Origin of the sequence: Bacillus thermozeamaize (assembly GCA_002159075.1) — a bacterium.
Lineage (GTDB): Bacteria > Bacillota > Bacilli > ZCTH02-B2 > ZCTH02-B2 > Bacillus_BB > Bacillus_BB thermozeamaize.
Genome location: LZRT01000094.1, coordinates 152,026 through 172,270, shown reverse-complemented (window position 1 = coordinate 172,270; position 20,245 = coordinate 152,026). Strand labels below are relative to the sequence as shown.

23 protein-coding genes, 2 tRNA genes and 1 pseudogene are annotated in these 20,245 nt (G+C 53.8%); 13 read left to right on the top strand and 13 right to left on the bottom strand.

What is annotated here, in order from left to right; all coding sequences use genetic code 11:
- Positions 1–64 precede the first annotated feature (64 nt).
- The 7 genes from BAA01_01965 to BAA01_01935 all read left to right on the top strand — a co-directional run bounded on the left by BAA01_01965 (position 65) and on the right by BAA01_01935 (position 6,858).
- On the top strand, positions 65–2,083 hold the full coding sequence (locus tag BAA01_01965; GenBank protein ID OUM86168.1) for a cadmium transporter: 2,019 nt from the start codon (positions 65–67) through the stop codon (positions 2,081–2,083).
- A gap of 109 nt (positions 2,084–2,192) precedes the next feature.
- Positions 2,193–2,744, top strand: a complete 552-nt coding sequence (locus BAA01_01960) for a hypothetical protein (protein OUM86118.1) — start codon at positions 2,193–2,195, stop codon at positions 2,742–2,744.
- Positions 2,745–2,780: 36 nt separating this feature from the next.
- Complete coding sequence (locus BAA01_01955; GenBank protein ID OUM86117.1) at positions 2,781–3,887, top strand: hypothetical protein; 1,107 nt, start codon at positions 2,781–2,783, stop codon at positions 3,885–3,887.
- Complete coding sequence (locus BAA01_01950; GenBank protein OUM86116.1) at positions 3,887–4,165, top strand: hypothetical protein; 279 nt, start codon at positions 3,887–3,889, stop codon at positions 4,163–4,165. Before BAA01_01955 ends, BAA01_01950 begins: the two co-directional genes overlap by 1 nt.
- Positions 4,166–4,218: 53 nt before the next feature.
- Positions 4,219–4,863 carry a hypothetical protein gene (locus BAA01_01945; protein ID OUM86115.1) on the top strand — a complete coding sequence of 215 codons (645 nt, stop codon included), beginning with the start codon at positions 4,219–4,221 and terminating at the stop codon, positions 4,861–4,863.
- Positions 4,787–5,464, top strand: a complete 678-nt coding sequence (locus tag BAA01_01940) for a DNA-binding response regulator (protein ID OUM86114.1) — start codon at positions 4,787–4,789, stop codon at positions 5,462–5,464. The genes BAA01_01945 and BAA01_01940 overlap by 77 nt, the downstream gene beginning before the upstream one ends.
- Positions 5,461–6,858, top strand: coding sequence for a hypothetical protein (locus BAA01_01935; GenBank protein OUM86113.1), 1,398 nt, complete (start codon positions 5,461–5,463; stop codon positions 6,856–6,858). Before BAA01_01940 ends, BAA01_01935 begins: the two co-directional genes overlap by 4 nt.
- 23 nt (positions 6,859–6,881) lie before the next feature.
- On the opposite strand, the gene BAA01_01930 is transcribed toward BAA01_01935, so the two are convergent.
- Together BAA01_01930 and BAA01_01925 are read right to left on the bottom strand one after the other, a co-directional pair.
- Positions 6,882–7,085, bottom strand: a complete 204-nt coding sequence (locus tag BAA01_01930) for a tautomerase (GenBank protein ID OUM86112.1) — start codon at positions 7,083–7,085, stop codon at positions 6,882–6,884.
- Between the two features lie 93 nt (positions 7,086–7,178).
- On the bottom strand, positions 7,179–8,453 hold the full coding sequence (locus tag BAA01_01925) for a hypothetical protein (protein ID OUM86167.1): 1,275 nt from the start codon (positions 8,451–8,453) through the stop codon (positions 7,179–7,181).
- A gap of 171 nt (positions 8,454–8,624) precedes the next feature.
- Between BAA01_01925 and BAA01_01920 the strand changes: the two genes are divergently transcribed.
- From BAA01_01920 to BAA01_01905, 4 genes are all read left to right on the top strand, one after another.
- Positions 8,625–9,518, top strand: a complete 894-nt coding sequence (locus BAA01_01920) for a transcriptional regulator (protein ID OUM86111.1) — start codon at positions 8,625–8,627, stop codon at positions 9,516–9,518.
- 120 nt (positions 9,519–9,638) lie between these two features.
- Positions 9,639–9,905, top strand: coding sequence for a hypothetical protein (locus BAA01_01915; GenBank protein ID OUM86110.1), 267 nt, complete (start codon positions 9,639–9,641; stop codon positions 9,903–9,905).
- Positions 9,906–9,910: 5 nt separating this feature from the next.
- The gene (locus tag BAA01_01910) at positions 9,911–10,264 is read left to right on the top strand and encodes a transcriptional regulator (GenBank protein OUM86109.1); all 354 of its coding nucleotides are present in this window, start codon (positions 9,911–9,913) and stop codon (positions 10,262–10,264) included.
- A 3-nt stretch (positions 10,265–10,267) separates the two neighbouring features.
- Positions 10,268–10,543 carry a hypothetical protein gene (locus BAA01_01905; protein OUM86108.1) on the top strand — a complete coding sequence of 92 codons (276 nt, stop codon included), beginning with the start codon at positions 10,268–10,270 and terminating at the stop codon, positions 10,541–10,543.
- Between the two features lie 34 nt (positions 10,544–10,577).
- On the opposite strand, the gene BAA01_01900 is transcribed toward BAA01_01905, so the two are convergent.
- From BAA01_01900 to BAA01_01885, 4 genes are all read right to left on the bottom strand, one after another.
- Positions 10,578–11,351 carry a hypothetical protein gene (locus BAA01_01900; protein ID OUM86107.1) on the bottom strand — a complete coding sequence of 258 codons (774 nt, stop codon included), beginning with the start codon at positions 11,349–11,351 and terminating at the stop codon, positions 10,578–10,580.
- A 124-nt stretch (positions 11,352–11,475) separates the two neighbouring features.
- Positions 11,476–11,561, bottom strand: a tRNA-Leu gene (locus BAA01_01895).
- Positions 11,562–11,579: 18 nt separating this feature from the next.
- Positions 11,580–11,656, bottom strand: a tRNA-Arg gene (locus BAA01_01890).
- A 121-nt stretch (positions 11,657–11,777) separates the two neighbouring features.
- Entirely contained in the window at positions 11,778–12,314 is a 537-nt protein-coding gene (locus BAA01_01885; GenBank protein ID OUM86106.1) for a hypothetical protein, read from the bottom strand.
- 114 nt (positions 12,315–12,428) lie between these two features.
- Between BAA01_01885 and BAA01_01880 the strand changes: the two genes are divergently transcribed.
- Positions 12,429–13,064, top strand: coding sequence for a TetR family transcriptional regulator (locus BAA01_01880; protein ID OUM86105.1), 636 nt, complete (start codon positions 12,429–12,431; stop codon positions 13,062–13,064).
- Between the two features lie 76 nt (positions 13,065–13,140).
- Here BAA01_01880 and arsM read toward each other — a convergent pair whose 3' ends face one another.
- From arsM to BAA01_01865, 3 genes are all read right to left on the bottom strand, one after another.
- A complete protein-coding gene (gene arsM / locus BAA01_01875; protein ID OUM86104.1) occupies positions 13,141–13,953 on the bottom strand; it encodes an arsenite S-adenosylmethyltransferase in 813 nt (270 codons plus the stop codon).
- Positions 13,954–13,999: 46 nt separating this feature from the next.
- Positions 14,000–14,425 carry an arsenate reductase (thioredoxin) gene (locus BAA01_01870; GenBank protein ID OUM86103.1) on the bottom strand — a complete coding sequence of 142 codons (426 nt, stop codon included), beginning with the start codon at positions 14,423–14,425 and terminating at the stop codon, positions 14,000–14,002.
- Positions 14,426–14,525: 100 nt separating this feature from the next.
- On the bottom strand, positions 14,526–14,846 hold the full coding sequence (locus BAA01_01865; protein ID OUM86102.1) for a transcriptional regulator: 321 nt from the start codon (positions 14,844–14,846) through the stop codon (positions 14,526–14,528).
- A 155-nt stretch (positions 14,847–15,001) separates the two neighbouring features.
- On the opposite strand from BAA01_01865, the gene BAA01_01860 reads away from it, so the two are divergent.
- The gene (locus tag BAA01_01860; GenBank protein ID OUM86101.1) at positions 15,002–15,646 is read left to right on the top strand and encodes an NAD-dependent dehydratase; all 645 of its coding nucleotides are present in this window, start codon (positions 15,002–15,004) and stop codon (positions 15,644–15,646) included.
- Between the two features lie 122 nt (positions 15,647–15,768).
- On the opposite strand, the pseudogene BAA01_01855 reads toward BAA01_01860, so the two are convergent.
- The 4 genes and pseudogenes from BAA01_01855 to BAA01_01840 form a co-directional block, all read right to left on the bottom strand.
- Positions 15,769–17,064, bottom strand: a pseudogene (locus BAA01_01855) (MFS transporter).
- A gap of 37 nt (positions 17,065–17,101) precedes the next feature.
- On the bottom strand, positions 17,102–17,437 hold the full coding sequence (locus BAA01_01850; GenBank protein ID OUM86100.1) for a hypothetical protein: 336 nt from the start codon (positions 17,435–17,437) through the stop codon (positions 17,102–17,104).
- Between the two features lie 5 nt (positions 17,438–17,442).
- Complete coding sequence (locus BAA01_01845) at positions 17,443–18,603, bottom strand: acetyl-CoA acetyltransferase (protein OUM86099.1); 1,161 nt, start codon at positions 18,601–18,603, stop codon at positions 17,443–17,445.
- Between the two features lie 43 nt (positions 18,604–18,646).
- The gene (locus tag BAA01_01840; protein ID OUM86166.1) at positions 18,647–20,218 is read right to left on the bottom strand and encodes an AMP-dependent synthetase; all 1,572 of its coding nucleotides are present in this window, start codon (positions 20,216–20,218) and stop codon (positions 18,647–18,649) included.
- Positions 20,219–20,245: the final 27 nt, after the last annotated feature.

Below are 20,245 nucleotides of genomic sequence, written 5' to 3'. Positions count from 1 at the left end.
ATATCACCTCAAAGGGCTTACCTGAGCCGACTGTGCCGCCAAGTTGGAGCGGCACCTTCGGGCGGTGCCCGGAGTAAGAGAAGTGGAACTGAATTTTGTTGCGGCCAAACTGAGCATTGAGGGGGATATTTCCGACCAGCGTCTGCAAAAAGAGATTCGGAAAATTGAAGATGTCACCATTCTTCCGGTAAAGACGGCAGAAGCGACTGTCCGCCAGTCCTTCTTGCAAGCAAACGGGAAACTGCTGCGTACCGGGCTGTCACTGGCCACATTGCTCCTGGGACTTTCTTTGGGCACATATGAATCATTGCAAAAGATCTTCCTGCTCTCATCCATCCTTATCGGCGGTTATCCCGTGGCACAAAAAGGACTCCGGAATCTGCTGCGTCTCAACTTTGACATGAATGTGCTGATGACCATCGCTATCACGGGCGCCCTCATCATCGGCGAATGGAATGAGGCGGCCGTGGTCGCCTTCCTCTTCGCCGTCAGTGAGATGCTGGAATCCTATTCCATGGAAAAAGCCCGTCAGTCGATCCGCTCGCTGATGGAGCTGGCCCCAAGAGAGGCCACGGTGCTCCGCAACGGGCAGGAAGTGCGCATCCCCGTCGAAGAGGTCAACGCTGGCGATATTCTGGTTGTAAAACCGGGCGAAAAGATCTCCCTCGACGGCATCATCCTGGAGGGAGCCACTTCCGTCAACGAAGCTCCCATTACCGGCGAGTCCATGCCGGTCGAAAAAGAGCCCGGCGATCCGGTCTACGCAGGCACGCTGAACCAACAGGGAGCTTTCCGCATGCGGGCCACCAAACGGGCGGAAGATACGACGCTGGCACGCATCATCCAATTGGTGGAGAAAGCGCAAGGGGAACGGGCGCCATCCCAGGCCTTTGTCGACCGCTTTGCCAAAGTGTACACGCCGCTGATCATCCTGATGGCCGCAGGAGTTGCCCTCATCCCGCCCCTCCTGCTTGGCGGAAACTGGAATCACTGGGTGTATGAAGCCCTGGCCCTGCTGGTCGTCGCCTGCCCCTGCGCACTGGTGATTTCAACACCGGTGGCCATTGTCTCGGCGATTGGCGCAGCAGCCCGGAACGGCGTGCTGGTGAAAGGCGGCATCTACTTGGAAGAGATCGGTCGGCTCAGGGCCATCGCTTTTGACAAGACGGGAACCCTCACCATGGGAAAACCGGAAGTGACCGATCTTCTGCCCGCAAGCGAACAGACGGAAGAGGAGCTGTTGCGCCTGGCCGCCGGCCTTGAAGCCAGGTCGGAACACCCTTTGGCCCGGGCGATCATCCAGCGTGCTGACGAAAGGGAAATCCCCTATGCGCCGGCGCGGTCGTTTTACGCGGTGCCCGGAAAGGGAGCTGAAGGTGAAATCGACGGCATCCGTTACTGGATCGGCAAACCAAGCTGGGCCGAGGAAAAGGGCCTGAACACCGATCCGCTGATGGCACGGATCGGCGCCTTGCAAAAGCAGGGAAAAACCGTGATGCTTCTCGGCACAGAGGAAGAGATCCTGGGGCTTGTGGCCGTGTCCGATCCGGTACGCCCGCAAAGTGTTGACGCCATCCTCCGGTTAAGACGGTACGGCATCAAAACCCGGATGCTCACCGGCGATAACCGGAGCACGGCGGCAGCCATTGCCCAACAGGTGGGTGTCGATGATTATGAAGCGGAACTTCTGCCGGAAGAAAAATTGCAGCAAGTCCGGCTTCTCCTTCGGCAATACGGCACCGCAGCCATGGTGGGCGACGGAATCAACGACGCCCCCGCCCTGGCCGCCGCCTCCGTCGGCATAGCGATGGGCGGCGCCGGCACCGATACCGCGTTGGAAACCGCCGACGTCGTCCTGATGGGAGACGACTTGCTGAAACTTCCCTTCGCCATTCACCTTGGACAGCGAGCCGTTCGCGTCATCCGGCAAAACATCGCATTCTCTCTGGGGACAAAGCTGTTGGCCGTGCTTCTCGTCTTCCCGGGGTGGCTGACCCTGTGGCTTGCCATCCTTGCCGACATGGGAGCCACGATCCTGGTCACGCTCAACGGGATGCGTCTCTTCCGCACCAGGGAAATGTGACACCCCTGCCGCCGGCACAATCGCAAACTGCACACATGACAAGGCACGGATTTCTCCCGTGCCTTTTCATGTTCTTTTCAGAATCAACCCATAAAGTAAAAGGTGAAAAATGAAGGAAAACAAGAATCAGGTGATGATCATGTCCAAACCAAACAAATGGATCAAATGGGGCATCGGCGCCGGCGGAACACTGGTCATTGCCCTTCTATTTCAAGGAATCAGGCAAAATGACGCCTTCCTCGAAGCGGTTGCAGCCAATCAGGATTCGCAAGAAAAGCGGACAGCGCAAATCACCGACAGCGATTCACTGAATCCGTACCGTTTAAACGATGATCATTCTCAATCGGGCATGCATCCTGAAACAGACACAAGCCAGCCATTCCTATTTGTGCTGCCCCAGGATCGGGCAGCCTCCTTGGTAACAGATCCGCAAGCGCGAACCCACGCATCTTTTGCGGTTCCCGGAAGAGCAGAGAGTGGGAACGACATGAGCGAACAAGGTGACCGGGATGACCATGACCGGGACAATCATCACGGGAAAGGTCATGATTGGAAAGGCCGCGGCTGGGACGGGTGGCCGGCCGAAGAGCATGACGAACATCATGACGAACATGAGGATGAGAAACATGATGAGGTTGATGATGATGAGATACACGGATGACACAGACTGCCGCGAAACGAATGACAGGTGATCGCCATGGCAAACATGACCAAGACTGAATTGACCTGTTCACACCCGAACGCTTCCGCGAAGAAAAAACAAAACACACCTGTTCCCATGGCCACACACCGCTTCCGGGCCATGAATACGGAGATCGAGGTAATCCTCCCGGCGGAACACAGCCACCATGCCAGAACAGCCGAAATCTGGTTCCGGAACAGCCAGGAGCGCTTTTCCCGGTTTGACCCAAAAAGTGAACTCAGCCGGATCAACCAGTCATCCAGCTCTTGGGTCTTCGTCTCCAAAGCGATGGCCGAAGTCTTATCTTTGACCAGGCATTTTTGGCTGAAAACAGACGGCCTTTTCAGCCCCTTCCTCCTGGATGCGCTGGAAAAAGCCGGATATGCCCATTCGTTCGAATGTCTCCCACCAGTCGCTATATCCGAGCCATCCGCCATATCCGCGGAGGAAACTTGTCCCAAAACCCGGCCGCTTCCGCAGCCAGCCGTCACCGGACCGGACAGACACACATTCCACATTTACCCTTCCCAACAATTGCTCGAACGCCCGCCAGGACTTCGCATCGATCTGGGAGGCATCGTAAAAGGCTGGACCGCCCAACAACTGGCTCGCCATCTGCAACGGGAACATGCCGTTCCATGGGGTTTGGTCAATGCTGGCGGAGACTTGTACGCCTGGGGAGGCTATGGATGTGATGCGCCTTGGACCATCGGCATCAGCCACCCGTTGCGGGATAGATGGGAGCCATTGCGTCCGGACATGCCGCCAGCCAAGGATATCGCCTTCATTCAAATTCGCCGGGGGGCTGTTGCCACCTCCGGCACAATGGCTCGGCGATGGCGCACGCCCGAAGGGATTCAACATCACCTCATCGATCCAAGAACCGGCCGGCCAAGCCAGAGCGACCTTGTCCAATGCACCGTGATTTCGCCTTGCCTGGTTGAGGCTGAGGTGCTGGCCAAAGTGATCGTCATACTGGGGCAAAAAGAAGGCGTACGTTTCCTGAAGCGGTACATGGAAACAGAAAAACGGCCATTGGCCGCCTTCCTCATCTCTGACAAAGGAGAAGGCACGCTTGTCTTGGAAAACGGCGAGGTCCAAAGAATGGAGGTAAAGCGTTGATGGACGGCAAAACCAAAGTGCGTCTTGGCGTTGGTCTGGCCGGCCTGCTCACATTTGCGGGCAGCTTTGCCCTGATCTCATCGTCAGATGAAACCGGCATGCCGACCAGCCAAACACCCGATTTCTTCCAGGTCCCTTTTCCCGACCTCGAACCGTACGAACCATCTCCTTCGCTGGCTCCATCGCTGGATCCTGAAGATGAGGAAGACGAGTTTTCGCCAAAATTCATGCTCAGGCAAGTAGGATGGGTGCCCCAAACGAACACACGCGCTTCCTGATTTCATTGATTTCATTTCGGAGATTACTTTGTTCAGACAAGGAGTGTTTCCGGATGGAAAAACTGGTTTCCATGGCGACCGGCTGGATTCTCCAGTGGCCAACCTGGGAACTCATCCGCGCCCTGGGATTTTCAGCCCACCTGCTTCTGTTTATCGGGATTGTGAGCGGAATCATGCAGAGCATGTCTTTGTTCAGCGGAAAAACAAAAAGCCTTCTCTTCGCCGCGCATACCTTTTCACTCCGCACAGGCTTGCTCATGATTCTGGCACACGTTCTTCTGCTGACCGTCGACTCGTACCATCCCTTTTCCTGGTTGGAACTGCTCATACCACTGGCCACTGAATCAAAACCAATCGCTTATGGCCTGGGCATCCTCGCATTTTATCTGATCCTCTTTTTGGCATTAAACTCAGAGGTCATTTCGCTGTTCGGCAAAAAAAGGTGGCACCTTCTCCACCTGCTGGCCTATCCGGCATTCTTTGCGGCCATGATCCACGGCATCACCGCGGGAACCGATTCTTCCAAGCATTGGGCCGTCACCTTTTATTCCGCGACAGGCGGAATTATACTGGTCTTGACAGTCCTGCGCGCACTCACACGCAAAAAGGGAGGGAACGCCCATGCACATCCTTCTGGCCGAGGACGATCCCAAGTTGGGGAGGCTCATCCACTACAAGCTGGAAAAAGAAGCCCATAACGTGGACTGGGCCCAAGACGGTCTGGAAGCGGAAGCTTACCTCGACGGTTCAGGGTACGATTTAATCATTTTGGACTGGATGATGCCGGATAAAAGCGGCATTGAACTCTGCCGCCAACTACGGGCTCAGGGGGATCACACCCCGGTTTTGATGCTGACGGCCAGGGATGCGGTACAGGATAGGGTCCAGGGGCTGGATGCGGGGGCCGACGACTATCTGATCAAGCCTTTTGCATTTGAAGAATTGCTGGCACGCATCCGAGCCCTCGGCAGGCGTACGGTGCGGTCATGGCAAGATGAGGTGTTGACCGTCGGGGATCTGACACTCAGCTTGCGCACGCATGAAGTGACCAGGAACGGCAAGCCGATTTCTTTGACCAAACGGGAGTTTCAATTGCTTGCCTATCTGATGAAAAATGCCGGTCAGATCCTGACCAGGGAAATGATCATGGATGCCGTCTGGGGACTGGACGCAGACGTCACCCCGAACACCGTCGACGCCTACATCTCCCTGCTCCGCAAAAAGATCGACTCGCCCCGGAAGCCCAAACGGATTCAAAGCATCCGCGGACTGGGGTACCGATTGGTGGGAGAACCTTGATACACAAAACGCGCTGGCGTCTCACTCTCCTGTACAGCAGCATTATCGCTTTGACCCTGTTGATCATGGCGGGTGTCTTCTACCTCAGTCTTGTCCAGATTCTAAAGCGTCACGAAACGACAGAACTCAAAGAGCTGGCCGGACAATGGATGTCCTATTTGAGTGAGGAGGGGTTCAGCGAAAGCGAAAAAAAGCGGGAGCCTTTTTTTTCGAAAGGACATGAAGAACATGGTGAAGATAATGACTCCGACGAAAAACGGAAGCCGAATGAATTTCTTTACAGCGACCGGTTTTTTCTGCTCTTCGATCAACAGGGAACCCTTATCGCCCACTCCCTGACCGATGCGAAAATGGCTGAATGGCTCCAAGCGGAACTTGCACGCTGGCCGGACGAAGACTTGCACAAAGTCAAAAGGCTTTTCCGCCAGCCGGAAAATGAAGAAGAGCAAGTCTATGCACTCATGGCGCTTCCTTTGTCCGGTGAGCACTTATCCCGAGAACATGAACATGAACACGACCATGAATATGTCAGCCAATTTTCCCTTCAAGGGAGGCTGTTTGTAGGTAATGAAGTGACCGATTACTGGTTTTTTATTCAGCGCATGAGAAACATGCTGTTGATCCTTGCGCTGGGTCTGTTGTTTGTCGCCGCGATCATCGGATTCCTGTTTTCCGAACGGGCAATGATTCCCATCCTGAATGCCTACCGGAAGCAACAGTCATTTCTCGCTGACGCCTCCCACGAGTTGCGGACACCCATCAGCATTCTTCAGTCCTCGGTGGAAATTCTGGATGAAATCAAACCCCAAATCCCCGACTTCCACCAACGTGTCCTTGACGACATGGCAGATGAGGTCGCGCGCATGGGGCGAATGGTTCAGGACTTGCTCGTCCTGGCACGCAGCGATGCCGGACAGCTGGAACTCCTGAAGGAGACATTTGATTTTGCGGAAACCTGCCGTTCCGTGACCGAACGCATGAATAACATCGCACGCAAAAAAGGCGTGCAGCTCACTTGCCACACGCCGGAACAACCCGTTTGGATGCATGGAGACCGGGAACGCCTCAGCCAATTGCTCTACATTCTCCTGGACAACGCCATCAAGTACACGCCAGAAGGCGGCCGGGTGAACGTGACGCTCTCGCATGCCAACGGCGGGTTGGAATGCGTGGTTCAGGACACGGGCATCGGGATCCCTGACACGGATCTGCCACACATCTTTGAACGCTTCTACCGCGTCGACAAAGATCGTTCCCGGAAGCTGGGCGGCACCGGCATCGGGCTGTCCATTGCGGACTGGATCGTCAAAGCCCATGGCGGCAGAATCAAGGTCACTAGCCAGGTCGGAAAAGGCACTGCCTTCCACATCCGGCTGCCAAGCAACCGCCGGTGAAGCCGGTGTAAGCCGGCAGCGACTCACTTTCCCCGGCTGCGGAGAACGGTCACCGTCTCTCCGGCAATCCCCCAGTTGTCCGTGTCAATCTCTTCGATCACCACCATCGTGGTTTGCGGATTTTTACCCAGCACTTCCACCAGATCCTGAGTAATCCGGCGGATCAGCTCCGCCTTTTGCTCAGGCGTCGCGCCGTCTTTGGTGATTTTCACATTGACAAACGGCATGGCAGCCCCTCCTTTTGCCTCTGGATTTTTTTGCAATCATCCGGGCGGAAAAACCAGCAGGCGTTCACTCAGGCGTTAACTACAGCAGGATGTTCAGCGCTGTCTGACGGCAACCAGCATGCCCATGCCTGACAGTAAAACGACAGAAGAGATGAGCAAGGGAAAAACGTATCCGCCTGTCCAATCCGCCACCATCCCAGCCGCGGCAGGACCGATGATCTGCCCCAGCCCGTAGGCAGCCGTCAGTTGCCCGACCGCCCTGTTGCCTTCATGTTCACAAAGAAGGCGGCCCACTGTCAAGGCCAAAGTCGTAATTCCCATAAAAGTCCCGCCAAACAGTATGGCGCCCAGCAGGACCAGCGCCGGATGCGAAGAAAGGACCGGCAACACCACCCCGACCGCCTGCAACAGATAAGCCCAGATCAGCACCGGAACATACCCCCGGCGCTCGGCCAGCCAGCTCCAGATGAGCGTGGAAGGCGCCGCCGCCAATCCGACCAACACCCAGCTCCAAGTTCCATATGCCTCCATCCTCGGCAGGTCCATCACGACAGCCACAAGAAATGTGCCGCTGACAATATAACCCAGCCCCTCACATCCGTAGGCTGCCACAAGCCATCTGAACCGCGAGGTTCGGGATACCGAAGGCAGCCGCGTATGGTACGCCGAATCACGGCTTTTGGCATCCCTCTCGTTGATGTTCTCGCGATCAGCATGTTGGTGAACCGCCGGTTCACGTATCACGGGATCGCGGCCCATCGCACGCAGGTCTGCTGCATGCTCATCGCGCAATCCGTACCAGATCAACACGCCGAGAACCGCTCCCACAAACATCAATCCCCACCAGGCGCCACGCCAGCCAAACAGGGATGCCAATTCAGGCACCAATAATCCCGACAAGGCAATCCCGAGGCCCACGCCACTGTAGAACATCCCCGCCCAACCGTTCCGCCGTTCCGCAGCCAAGCGCTCCAACACCACACTGGATGCCAGGACGAACACCACACCGCTGCTCCAGCCGGACAAAAACCGGATCAGCACCCACCACACGGTGCCAGATACCCAGCCCATTCCCCCTGTCGTCAACAAATTGAGGCACAAATGAATCCGCAACCAGCCGATTCGCCTGTTTTCCCATGAAAAGAAGGCCGCAAACAATGCCGCTAAAAAATAACCGAGATAGTTGGCCGCCGCAACCACTCCGGCGACCGACTCGGAAAACCCCTCACCGGCCTGCATCAAGGGCAGTATCGGTGTATAGGCAAAGCGGCCAATTCCCATGGCCACGACTAAGGCCGCCATGCCGGCCGACAACACGGCCGGCAATGGAACGGCGCGCTTGTCTCGTGCTTGCAAATCCCTTCTCAACTCTCCGCCTCCCGTCTGACCGCTTTTTTTCAGTTTAACAGGAAATATCCATAATGTATAATGATTGAAAATGATGTCTTCCATCACTATTTTTGATGAGAATACACAAAAAATCAGAGCACACAAAAAGAACGCCTATCAAGAGCGTGACATTTGAAGGGAGAAACGCGCATGGAACTGCGAGACTTGCGTCTTTTTGCCGCGGTAGCCAAAACGGGAAGCATCACCAAAGCGGCGGAACAGCTGGGATATGTCCAGTCCAATGTGACAGCCCGCATCCAGCAATTGGAAAACCATTTGAAGACGCCGCTCTTTTACCGCCATTCCCGCGGCGTTTCCCTGACCCCTCAGGGAAACATGTTGCTGAAATACGCCGAGCAAATTCTCCATCTGGCCAATCAGGCGGAACAGGCGGTGAGCCAGTCCTCGGTTCCCCGCGGTCCCCTGCGCATCGGCGCGATGGAAACCACCGCCGCCGTACGCCTTCCCGCACTGATGGCCGCCTTCCATCGAAGTTGTCCGGAAGTGGATTTGACCCTGCGCACCGGTCCCACGGAAGAGCTGCTGCACCTGGTACTGGATTATCAATTGGACGGGGCTTTTGTCGCCGGACCTGTCAACCACCCGGAACTGGAGCAGGAAACCATCCTTGAGGAAAACCTTGTCTTTATCGCCGGCCGCGAAATCAACCATCCGTTTTCGGCGGACATCGCCCGAACGCTGCTGGTGTTTCGCAGCGGCTGTTCCTATCGCGCCCGCCTGGAACAGTGGGTCCGTGCAAGGGGAATGCTGCCCGTGAAGATCATGGAATTTGGGACACTGGAAGCGATCCTCGGCTGTGTCGAGGCAGGAATGGGCATTTCGCTTGTGCCCGCCTCGGTCATCCAACACTATCACGGTAAGGGAATGCATCAGGGACTTTGGGTTCAGCCGCTGGAAGAAAATGACGGACGTGTGGAAACCCTGTTTGTGCGCCGGCGTGATGCTTTGATGACGCCCGCCCTTCACCATTTTCTCATCCTGTGCAGGGAACTTTTTCTCAACCAGCATGTCAAAAGCATTTGAGCCATGCGGAGACGGCGTTTTTCGATGGATTTAAGGTTGACTTTTTATTATACGTGTAATATTTTTATTACACATGTATCTATAAGTAACTTACATGGTTATCCCGGAAAGGAGGCTAAAATGATTTTGGGTACCCTAGTTTCTTGGGCATATTTGCTCTTTTTAGTATTCGTAATCGCACTCATAGTTGCGGTGATTGTTTCGTTGATCAACACCCAAAGGACCAAAATCATGGCACAAAAAGAGGAACGGTACCGTCAATTGAGCGCGGAAGCCGCTTCGTTAAAAAAAGAAATCGAAAAAGTGCAACAAAAGTTGACGGAGGAAATCGACGAGATCAAGCGACGCACAGCAACCGTTGAAAAGATTCTGCAAGAGGTTGAATAACAAAGATGAGTGATGGGCGCGTCAAACTGACCGGAAATGAGCTGCTGAGGATCTTTGAAGCATTGTCGAATCCCTATCGGCTGAAGCTCATCTCCATATTGACAAAGGAACGCAAATATGTCAGCCAACTTGCGCGGGAAATGAAAATGAGCCGTCCTTTGCTGTATATGCACTTGCGCCGGCTCGAAGAAGCGGGAATCGTGTCCAGCCAATTGGAACTGTCCGAGGATGGCAAAGCGATGAAGTATGTTCAAATCGTCCCTTTTGAACTTCACCTCACCCATGAACTGATTGCCGATGCGGCTGAAACACTGACGGTTGACAGGAAGACAAAACAAGCAGATGATGAGGAGGTTTGAAACATGGATATAGCCATGGATGCATTATGGATGACCTTGCCCGTATTCATCATATTCATCCTCATCCTGACCCCAATTGTGATCGTGACTGTCATGCTGATCAAAACCTGGCAGGCGAAAATATACGGCGGAAAAGAACAGGCATATCAACAACTGGCGGAAGAAGCCATCCAGTTTCAAATGAAAACATTGGAGAATTTGAAAGAAACAGCGGAGGAATTGCAGGTGTTGAAAAAGCGTGTAGCAGCGGTGGAAAAAATGATACGCGAGGTTGAATAAAGACGATCAAGATCAAGAAGATAGCGATAATGATCTAATCTTTAATCTTTAATGTATGGATCGTATCCAACAACACCTGATTGGCTCGTGCATTTTTCCGCACTGCGCCCCTGTATTCCGGGCGAAACATCGCAACCGGAGAAACCGGATACTCCCCACATATATCGATTCCACAGATCTCCCGGTATTTCGCGATGCCACGGAGCAAGCCGATCAGTACTTGAAGCTTCATCGTTCCTTGTTCCCAGTCCGTTACCACCTCGGTCCGATCCAGCACATCCTTGTCAATGCTGATGTAGACAACATTGGTCGGGAGCAACGAAACGATGGAACGCACGAGGGTTTCCGCCGTTCCTGGAGGCACATTTTCGAGAATCGAAATTTTTCGTTTCAGATGAAACGGGATCTTCCACTTTGTTCCATGTCTTGCGCCAATGATGACGACCTTCTTAAGCAAGGGAAGTTCTTCCACGGCCTTTAAAACCCACGAACCGCAGGACACGACCGTCGCGCCAAGCGGTTCCATCATATCGGTGTGATGATCAAACAATACCAATGAAAACGGCATTTTCATTTCAGACAAAAGCAAATAAGTCACGTAATGATAATTCCCGCTCCCGATTAATGTCACGCCTCGTTTTTTTCGTTTCCTTAACCTTTGACGGATGACAGACAACGATTCGGCGGCACAATACCGTTTTGTGCCCGGAATATCTGATAAGTCAAGCCACTCATAGGCTGGATTTTGCAAATGAGCTTGCTGATGATAACTGTGATCAAAATCAAGTACGGTAACGCCAGAACACATCTGTTTGCGACCTTCCCTTCTCTTCGCCTCAGATGTTTTGGCAACCACCGTGCTTTGACGCCACGCAAAAAAGCTCTTAAGATCAGACCTCCGGAATCTTAAGAGCTTTCATGACATGTATGGTTGGTGCCGAAGGTCGGAGTCGAACCGACACGGGATAAACCCACACGATTTTGAGTCGTGCGCGTCTGCCAGTTCCGCCACTTCGGCATCCTTTGGTAAAGGAGGTGGTGTGCCCTGAGGGATTCGAACCCCCGACCTTCTGATTCGTAGTCAGACGCTCTATCCAACTGAGCTAAGGGCACATCATTTTCTTGACGCCTTTTATTTTACTACAGAATGGCCAGGAAGTAAAATCTTTGAGCGTTCGATGCAAGATCAAAACAAGATGAAAGATACATGTTTGATTCCTCACGGATCACAACATCATGTTTGTGCTTTGCGAGGCCACAAAGTGTAGCTAAAGCTCCAAATGAAATCAATGGCCAGCACAATGGACCACCGTACAATCGTCAGCCACAGTTCAGTCGTTCTGCTTTCGTCGCCTACAATTTGAATCATCCCGAAAAGGATTGCGCTCCCGATGAGCCAACCCAGCAAATGAAGGTACCACATCCGCCGCTCGTAGCGTGCGTGTGCCGTTCCGAACTTTGGTTTCACTGTCGGAGAGGGACCATGGGCGAAATAATAGGCGAAGCGTTCGTCCGCCCAGCGAATCATCCGATGCCCGAAAGCGATCGACACGCCAATGTAAACAGCGGCCAAACCGTGAAAGAAACTGGCTGTCGCGCCGTTCCGCAGATCGACTGCCGTAAAGATTAACAACGCCAAATCGACGGCAACCGTGCAGAAAAGCAAGCATGCGCCCAATCGGCGAGCCTTCAGGATATACCGGCAGAACAGGCCCGCCGCGACAAAAAGCCAAAACCCGATCTCACAAGCGATAATCAACGCTGCCATCATGATGATACGCCACCCTCTCCCCGCATGCGTCTCTTTTTATAATACATTTGTATTAAAATACGGGGTTATTTTAGCACATTTGTACGAAATAAACAATCATGCTAGAATAAAAACATGCCTAAAATCGTGGATCACGAAGCAAAACGCAAACAATTGGGAGAAGCCGTATGGCGCATCATCCGCCGCGAGGGTCTGGAAGGCGTGTCGGTGCGAAGCGTCGCCAAGGAAGCAGGGATGTCTCTTGGGGCCTTGCGATATTATTTCTCAAGCCAGAACGATTTGTTGGCGTTCTCTTTGAAAATGGTCGGCGAGCGGATCAAAAAACGCATCGAAAATCTGAGTATGACGGGAGACATCCGCAAAGACATCGAGACCATCATCGGAGAAACACTACCGCTGGATGAGGAACGGATCACCGAAGCCATCATCTGGCTCGCGTTTATCGGCAAATCATTGGCGGACCCCACATTGGGCGTCTTGGCGGCCGAGGCACAGAAAGAATTATATGCTCTCTACAAGAAACTGACAGATGCCCTCATCCGCTGCGGACTGGTCCCGCCTGAGACAAACGCTGAGCTGGAAGCCATACGACTTCACGCGCTGATTGACGGGTTGGTCATCCATGCCCTGATCGATCCCCGCACCGTTACCCCGGAAACCATCCGGCGGACGATTGCTTACCATCTAAACAGCATCATGCAAAAGCACACCGATCACAGAGCGGATACGAACGGTGCAACCAGTCCATAAAAATACGGAAGACGACTTCATGGCAATGAAGTCGTCTTCTGAAGTTTCGACCTATTTTTGCTAGAATTTTTTCACCTTAACCGGTGGAAGCTGTACATGGCTTTATCGCTGTAATTATCGCCGACACAAGATAATCTTCGATGTTGACTCCGGGCAGCCAATCTTTGATAAACGCCTTTGATTCATCTTTTGGTTCAACGACGATACGGGTAAATCCGCTCTGTTGCAGCATCCATTCCAACTCGCCTATGAACGCCGCCCCAGCTATACATCCTGGATACAACGCCTCGAGATCGTTTTGGATTTCATCCGGAAATTCCGCCGTCCTCACCACGTCAGTAATGGCCAGCCTCCCTCCCGGTTTCAACACCCGAAAGGCTTCCCGGAATACCTGAAGCTTATCCGGAGACAAATTGATGACACAGTTCGAAATAATGACATCGACCGAGTTGTCAGCCACCGGTAAATGTTCGATCTCGCCCAGCCGAAACTCCGTGTTGGTAAAACCGCCTCGGATGGCAAGCTCACGTGCCTTGCTAATCATTTCGGGAGTCATGTCTACGCCGATGACACGACCGGTCGCCCCAACCTGACGGGCAGCCAAAAAGCAATCGAGCCCGCCGCCGCTGCCAAGATCCAACACCACCTCTCCCGGTTTCAAATCAGCGATAGCCTGCGGATTGCCGCAACCCAGTCCAAGATTGGCGCCTGCCGGAACAGCTGACAACTCTTCATCGGTATACCCCAATTTGGCCGACACCTCAACAGAAGTGCCGCAACATCCTGCCGTCGTGGTACAGCAACTGCCCGCATTCACATCTTGCAGCGCAATTTGCCGATAATGTCTGCGAACGTTTTGCCGAATTTGATCGCTGTTGATCTGATTCATGAGAGCCCCCCTTGCCTGAGAATTTTTTCCTTCATTCCTTACGAAATCACTTTCCTTCGGCGACAAACTTCTCGATGCGCGATCTTATCGCATCCCGGACCTCCCGAAACTTGTCCATGATTTCCTCTTCGGTTCCTGTCGCTTTGGCCGGATCATCAAACCCCCAATGCCATCTCACCACGTTGGGATTGGAAATGGCCGGACAATGATCGTCGGCATGCCCGCATAATGTAATCACATAGTCCGCCCGATGCAAAATCTCCGGATCAATCACATCGGACGTATGGCTGCTGATATCCACACCCGCCTCCTTCATGACTTGTACCGCACGGGGATGCAACCCATGCGCGTGCACACCGGCGCTTTTCACCTCGTACCGATCACCCCCCAACGCTTTCAACCACCCCTCCGCCATCTGGCTGCGGCAAGCGTTTCCCGTGCAAAGGAAATAAACCAATTTTTTGCCTGACATGTGTCATCACACCTCGTTGATGTGGAGCGTGATCCACAGGATCCCAATCGCATTCCAGACGAATCGTTTTACTTTATTTCCCGCCTTTGCTCTCCCATTGCTAGCAAGTTACCATCAGCCCTTTCTCTTCCAATTTCCGCAGCTCCTCAGACAGATCAGGCAAGTTGGACAACGCAAGCGCAATCTCCTCTAACCTTTTCTCGTTAATCGAATAGAACACCCACTGTCCCTTCCGCGTTTCTTGAACCAAACCGGCCGTTTTCAAACGACGTAAATGTTTCGAGATCGCCGGTTGGGAAATATTAAATATGGAGACCAGCTCACATACGCAGCAATCGCGAGTCCGCAACAGCGAAAGAATCTTCAATCTCGTCGGATCGGCAAGCGCCTTGAGAAGATCCGCCAATTTTTCAAATTCCATGCCGTCCTCCCCAAAACATGAAGATAATGATATAATCATATTGTTATATGTTGATGAAAAAGTCAATTCCCGATTTGAAATGACGCTATCCGTTTGCCGGCTTATTATTTATGGGAATCATCGTCGGCCCCAATTGTTTAAAAAGGAGTGGGAATATGAAAGTACTTATTGCAGGCGCAAACGGCCACACAGGCAGATTAATCGTGGAGCTGCTCGGGAAAAGCGATCGCCATGAAGCTTATGCCATGATCAGAGACGCAGCGCAAGCGGAAACATTGAAACAACTTGGCGCCAAAGAAACGGTGTTGGCCGATCTTGAAGAAGATGTTTCGCATGCCGTCAAAGGGATGGATGCGGTGATTTTCGCTGCCGGCTCCGGCTCACATACAGGTCCGGATAAAACGATCTCCGTAGACCAGGAAGGCGCAAAACGCCTGGTAAACGCGGCGAAAAAAGAAGGGGTCGCGCATTTTATCATGCTCAGTTCGTATGGATCCGGCGATCCGGATGCTTTGCCAAATTTGGCCCATTATCTTAAAGCAAAAGGGGAAGCGGACAGATACCTCATCGAAAGCGGATTGACATATACCATCGTTCGTCCGGGCTATCTCAGCTTCGACCCGCCTACGGGGAAAGTGGAAATTGCTGCGCATTTTGAAAGCATTGCAGGAAGAGATATCCCACGCAGCGATGTGGCACAGGTCATCGTATCTTGTCTTGATCTGGAAAATGCCAAAAACAAAACGTTTGAACTCCTTAGCGGCAACCAACCCATCCAAGACGCACTCAAGGCTCTCTGAAGCATGGATGCCGACGGGGTACGTCGGTTGCCCGGGTTAAGGTCCGGATTGAAAAAAATGCGTTGAAAAAATGCGGGCTTCGTGAGAAAACCTCACAAGCCCGCATCAAACACTCTTGAGGTTTATATCGTTTTTGACATATCTGGACCGACTTTACGCGAATAGGCCAAGTTTTTCGTCTCAGGCGCAAACAGGCTCAATATCAAACTGAGAGCGATGCCCGCCATCATGAACCCACCAAATACCCAAGGCGATGGACCGTACAATTTTGCCATCGATGTCCAGAGCATGGGTCCAAAGCCGACAATGGCGGCAGCAATCTGATAACCGACCGACAATCCTGTATAACGAACTTTGGGTGGAAACAGTTCGGAGAAAAACGTCCCCTGCGTGGCAAAAATCGCCGCCCAGATCACGCCAAGCATGACAGCCTCCATCAAGTAAAGCCAGCCGGCCCCTTGACCGATCAAAGAAAAATATGGAACAGAAAGAATGAATAGAAGGATCAGGCCACCGATATAGATCCGTTTCCGGCCGACAAAATCGGAAAGGTAGCCAACTGCAGGGATGGTCACGAGCATGGTGGCGCACCCAATCGTCAACGCGTTCAAGGCAATTTCACGGGAATAACTCAGGTAAACGGTTGCAAACGTAAGCACATACGACATGGCAAAGACATTGAAGAACCCATCCCCCAGTTTCAATCCAATCGCGCGCAACACGTTTTTCCAGTCGGTGCGAATCGCTTCAACAATGGGCACCCTCGCAATATCGCCACTTTCCTTCTGCTCCTGAAAGACCGGTGTTTCATCGATACCACTGCGGATCCAGATGGCTAAACTGACGAGGACAATACTTGCGAGAAACGGGATCCGCCATCCCCAGGCCATAAACTGCTCTTCGGTCGTCAAATGGCTGATAATCGAAAGGCTAAACGTCCCGAGGACCAACCCGATCGGAACCCCTAGTTGGGGAATCGAGCCGTAAAGTCCACGAACGCCTTTCGGCGCATATTCGGTGGCCAACAGAATCGCTCCACCCCATTCGCCACCCAAGGCAATTCCCTGAATCAACCGCAGCAAAACCAACAGAATGGGGGCTAGCAAGCCAATCTGCTCATACGTAGGCAACAAGCCAATGAGCGTCGAACTGACTCCCATACCGACAAGTGTATAAATGAGTGCCGCTTAGCGTCCCATGCGATCGCCGAGGTGTCCGAACAACAAACTGCCAAGCGGTCGGGCAGCATAACCGACGCCAAAGGTGGCAAACGCGAGAATCAGTGAAATGGCAGGATCGTGCGTCGGAAAGTAAAGCGTTGAAAAAACCAAAGCGGTTGCCGAACCGTACAGGTAAAAATCATACCACTCGATGATGGAACCGGAAATGCTGGCAAAAAGAACACGAAATTTGTTCACAGAACTTCCTCCTCCCTTTCTGACATTATTAAGATGTTCAAAGCCGACTGAACCACCATGCGCCCTCATTCCACCGCACAAGCCGCAGGGGAGCGCCGATCGGTAATTCCTCCTCTTGTTCCCCCAGCAAGCGGCCCGTCACCTTCACCCCTTCGGCCAGGCGTGCAACCAAGACGACGTAAGGGGCTTGCTCGACATAATCCGCAGGCGGCACGCGGATGCGCGTGTAGGTTTCCAGCGTCGCCTCCGGCGGCAAATTGTCGTCCTGGAGGTTCATCCCTCCACAGAAGCGGCAAACCAACCTGCCCGGCAACTGCGCACGGCCGCATATGTTACAACGCAAAACAGGAAAACCGATCTCAGGTCCTCCCATACGACTCACCCCACTCCCAAGATATGCACTGCGGCAACTCCACCAGTGCCACCGACGTTATGCGTAAGACCAATGCGTGCACGGGGCACCTGGTTGTCAGACTCTCCCCGCAACTGCCGAACTATCTCGAACACTTGAGCCAGGCCGGTCGCCCCGACCGGGTGCCCCTTGGACAGGAGACCTCCAGAAGGATTCACCGTTACCCGGCCCCCTACACGGGTCTCCCCCGCCACTGTGCGAGGACCCGCCTCTCCCCGTGGCATGAGCCCAAGATCCTCCAACGCGATCAGTTCGGCAATGCTGAAGCAGTCGTGTACCTCCGCCACGTCAACATCCTCGGGACCCACCCCTGCCTGTTCGTAAGCCTGGCGGGCCGCTTCAATCACTGCTTCCAAGCTGCACAGGTTATCCATTTCCTGGAGCGTCGTGCAACCCGTAGCCTGACCCGAGCCCAAGATGTCGATCGGCTGCCGGTCGAATTCATGGACCCGGTCGTTGGCCACCAGTACCGCTGCGCAGGCACCGTCACTGATAGGGGAACAGTCATACAAGCGAAGGGGATCCGCAACCAATCGAGATGACAGGATTTCGTCCAGGGTAGCGGTTTTGCCGTAAAAGTGTGCCCGCGGGTTGCGCTGCGCATTTTCCCGGTTCTTGAAAGCCACGGCCGCCAGGTGTTCCGGCGTCGCACCATACTCGTGCATATAGCGGCGGGCCACCGCCGCGAAAAATCCGGGAAAGGTGAGCCCAGTCATACCCTCCGTTTGTTGGTCGGCCGCCGTAGAAAGCGCCGCCGTAACCTCTTCTGTACTGGCCTGCGTCATCTTCTCCACGCCGGCTACCAGAACTACGTCGTAGTAGCCGGCTGCGATCATCATATAGCCATGACGGAGCGCAATGCCTCCCGATGCACAAGCCCCCTCCACCTTCGTCGCCGGCACGGAGCCAATCCCGAGGGCTCCGGCCACCAAAGCAGCTGTCAACTCTTGCCGCGCCAACATGCCTCCGGCAAAGTTTCCAAGGTAAAAGGCTTCGATTTGGTCAGGAGAAACGCCAGCATCAGCCAAAGCCTCCCGACAGGCCTCTAAAGCCAGGTCCTTTATCGAGCGCCCACTAAGCTTGCCAAACGGCGTGCATCCCACGCCGATGATCGATACCCGACGCATTCGGTATCACTCTCCCGTTAAGGTCTCTTAAAGGGTCCCTCCGTTATATCATACGCGTATGCCCTTCCCAGTACTTGGCCCGGAGTTCACGCTTGAGCACCTTACCGTAGGCGTTCTTTGGCAGCTCCTCGACGAAGTCTACCGACTTCGGCTTCTTGTAACTGGCAAGATGCTCACGGCAATGCCCAATAAGCTCCTCTTCTGTGACGGTGTACCCCGGTCTCACCACAACGACGGCCTTGACCGCCTCTCCCCATTCCGGATCCGGGACACCGAACACACAAACCTCTTGTACGGCTGGATGACGCAACAGCACCTCTTCCACCTCGCGGGGGTAGATGTTGTTTCCGCCGCTGATAATCATGTCCTTCGTCCGGTCCAAGATATAGAGGTAACCGTGCTCGTCCATGTACCCGACGTCTCCAGTACGCAACCACCCGTTCACGATCGTTTCGGCGGTCGCTTCCGGATTGCGCCAGTATCCTTTCATCACCAGATCACTTCGCGCGACAATCTCACCGACCTCCCCTGCGGGCAGCATGCGGCCATCGGCATCCTGAATGCCCACCTGCACACCCATGCGGGCAGTTCCGGCAGAGGCAAGGCGTTCGGGCCGGTTAAGGTCGTGCTCTTCACGGCTGAGCCCGGTAATCGTCATGGGGCATTCGCCTTGCCCGTATACCTGCGCGAAAATTTTTCCGAATGCTTTTATTCCCGCTGTCAGATCCTCCACATACATGGGGGCGCCGCCGTAAACAATGCACCGCAGGCTGCGCCAGTCGTATCTGGTAAGCGCTTCCGATTCGATCAACCGCTTCACCATGGTAGGGGCCATGAACGGAAGTACGGTGACGCGATGTTTTTCAATCGAAGCAAAGACGGTTTCCGGATCAAAACGGGGGGCGTCCAGGATCACGTTGGTTCCCCCTTTCGCGATCAGGGGAAGGGCGTACAAGCCTGAGCCATGGGTGAGCGGCGCCGCATGCAGCGCGATGTCGTCGTGCCCAAACGGATAGACGTCTGCACAGGCGTTCAAAGAAGCCAACAAAAGAATGCGATGCGTCAGCATGGCTCCTTTGGGTCGCCCTGTGGTACCCGAGGTGTAAAAGAGCCAAGCCAAGTCGTCTCCATCAACCGGAGCCACCCATTCGACAGCCTCTCCCCGATTCAGCATCCGGCTATAATCGAGTATTGTGAAAGAATTTCTCTGCTCATCGCCCCTTAGGTCATCCAGGCAAACTGCGGCGCGGATCGTAGTTAGATCCCCAGCAATGCGGTCGATATCATCCTGGTACACACCCGCATACACAAGAACCTTGGTTTCACTATGGTTCAAAATGTAGCGCACCTCGTCCCGGTGGAGGCGAAAGTTCATCGGTACAGCTGCCAGGCCAGCCTTCCACGCCGCAAAAAGCACCTCAAGGATCTCTGGGCGGTTCGGCGAAAAGATGGCTACCCGGTCTCCTGCTTCCAAGCCAAACTGGTGCAATGCACTCACAAGCCGGTTGACGCGATCGTTAAACTCCCGGTAGGTCAATACCGAGTTACCGTAAACAATCGCCGGATGATCAGGATAGGCTGCTGCCGAACGGCTTAACAGATAGCCGATGTTCATCGCTGTCATGTCGGTCCCTCCCTATAA

Bases quoted from the DNA above. Each gene is read 5' to 3' on its own strand.
- BAA01_01880 (OUM86105.1), top strand. From the start codon at position 12,429: ATGCCTAAAATCGTGGATCACGAAGCAAAACGCAAACAATTGGGAGAA.
- arsM (OUM86104.1), bottom strand. From the start codon at position 13,953: ATGAATCAGATCAACAGCGATCAAATTCGGCAAAACGTTCGCAGACAT.
- BAA01_01930 (OUM86112.1), bottom strand. From the start codon at position 7,085: ATGCCGTTTGTCAATGTGAAAATCACCAAAGACGGCGCGACGCCTGAG.
- BAA01_01840 (OUM86166.1), bottom strand. From the start codon at position 20,218: ATGAACATCGGCTATCTGTTAAGCCGTTCGGCAGCAGCCTATCCTGAT.
- BAA01_01955 (OUM86117.1), top strand. From the start codon at position 2,781: ATGGCAAACATGACCAAGACTGAATTGACCTGTTCACACCCGAACGCT.
- BAA01_01865 (OUM86102.1), bottom strand. From the start codon at position 14,846: ATGGAATTTGAAAAATTGGCGGATCTTCTCAAGGCGCTTGCCGATCCG.
- BAA01_01940 (OUM86114.1), top strand. From the start codon at position 4,787: ATGCACATCCTTCTGGCCGAGGACGATCCCAAGTTGGGGAGGCTCATC.
- BAA01_01845 (OUM86099.1), bottom strand. From the start codon at position 18,603: ATGCGTCGGGTATCGATCATCGGCGTGGGATGCACGCCGTTTGGCAAG.
- BAA01_01870 (OUM86103.1), bottom strand. From the start codon at position 14,425: ATGTCAGGCAAAAAATTGGTTTATTTCCTTTGCACGGGAAACGCTTGC.
- BAA01_01960 (OUM86118.1), top strand. From the start codon at position 2,193: ATGAAGGAAAACAAGAATCAGGTGATGATCATGTCCAAACCAAACAAA.
- BAA01_01850 (OUM86100.1), bottom strand. From the start codon at position 17,437: ATGGGAGGACCTGAGATCGGTTTTCCTGTTTTGCGTTGTAACATATGC.
- BAA01_01945 (OUM86115.1), top strand. From the start codon at position 4,219: ATGGAAAAACTGGTTTCCATGGCGACCGGCTGGATTCTCCAGTGGCCA.
- BAA01_01910 (OUM86109.1), top strand. From the start codon at position 9,911: ATGAGTGATGGGCGCGTCAAACTGACCGGAAATGAGCTGCTGAGGATC.
- BAA01_01950 (OUM86116.1), top strand. From the start codon at position 3,887: ATGGACGGCAAAACCAAAGTGCGTCTTGGCGTTGGTCTGGCCGGCCTG.
- BAA01_01860 (OUM86101.1), top strand. From the start codon at position 15,002: ATGAAAGTACTTATTGCAGGCGCAAACGGCCACACAGGCAGATTAATC.
- BAA01_01905 (OUM86108.1), top strand. From the start codon at position 10,268: ATGGATATAGCCATGGATGCATTATGGATGACCTTGCCCGTATTCATC.
- BAA01_01900 (OUM86107.1), bottom strand. From the start codon at position 11,351: ATGTGTTCTGGCGTTACCGTACTTGATTTTGATCACAGTTATCATCAG.
- BAA01_01915 (OUM86110.1), top strand. From the start codon at position 9,639: ATGATTTTGGGTACCCTAGTTTCTTGGGCATATTTGCTCTTTTTAGTA.
- BAA01_01920 (OUM86111.1), top strand. From the start codon at position 8,625: ATGGAACTGCGAGACTTGCGTCTTTTTGCCGCGGTAGCCAAAACGGGA.
- BAA01_01885 (OUM86106.1), bottom strand. From the start codon at position 12,314: ATGATGGCAGCGTTGATTATCGCTTGTGAGATCGGGTTTTGGCTTTTT.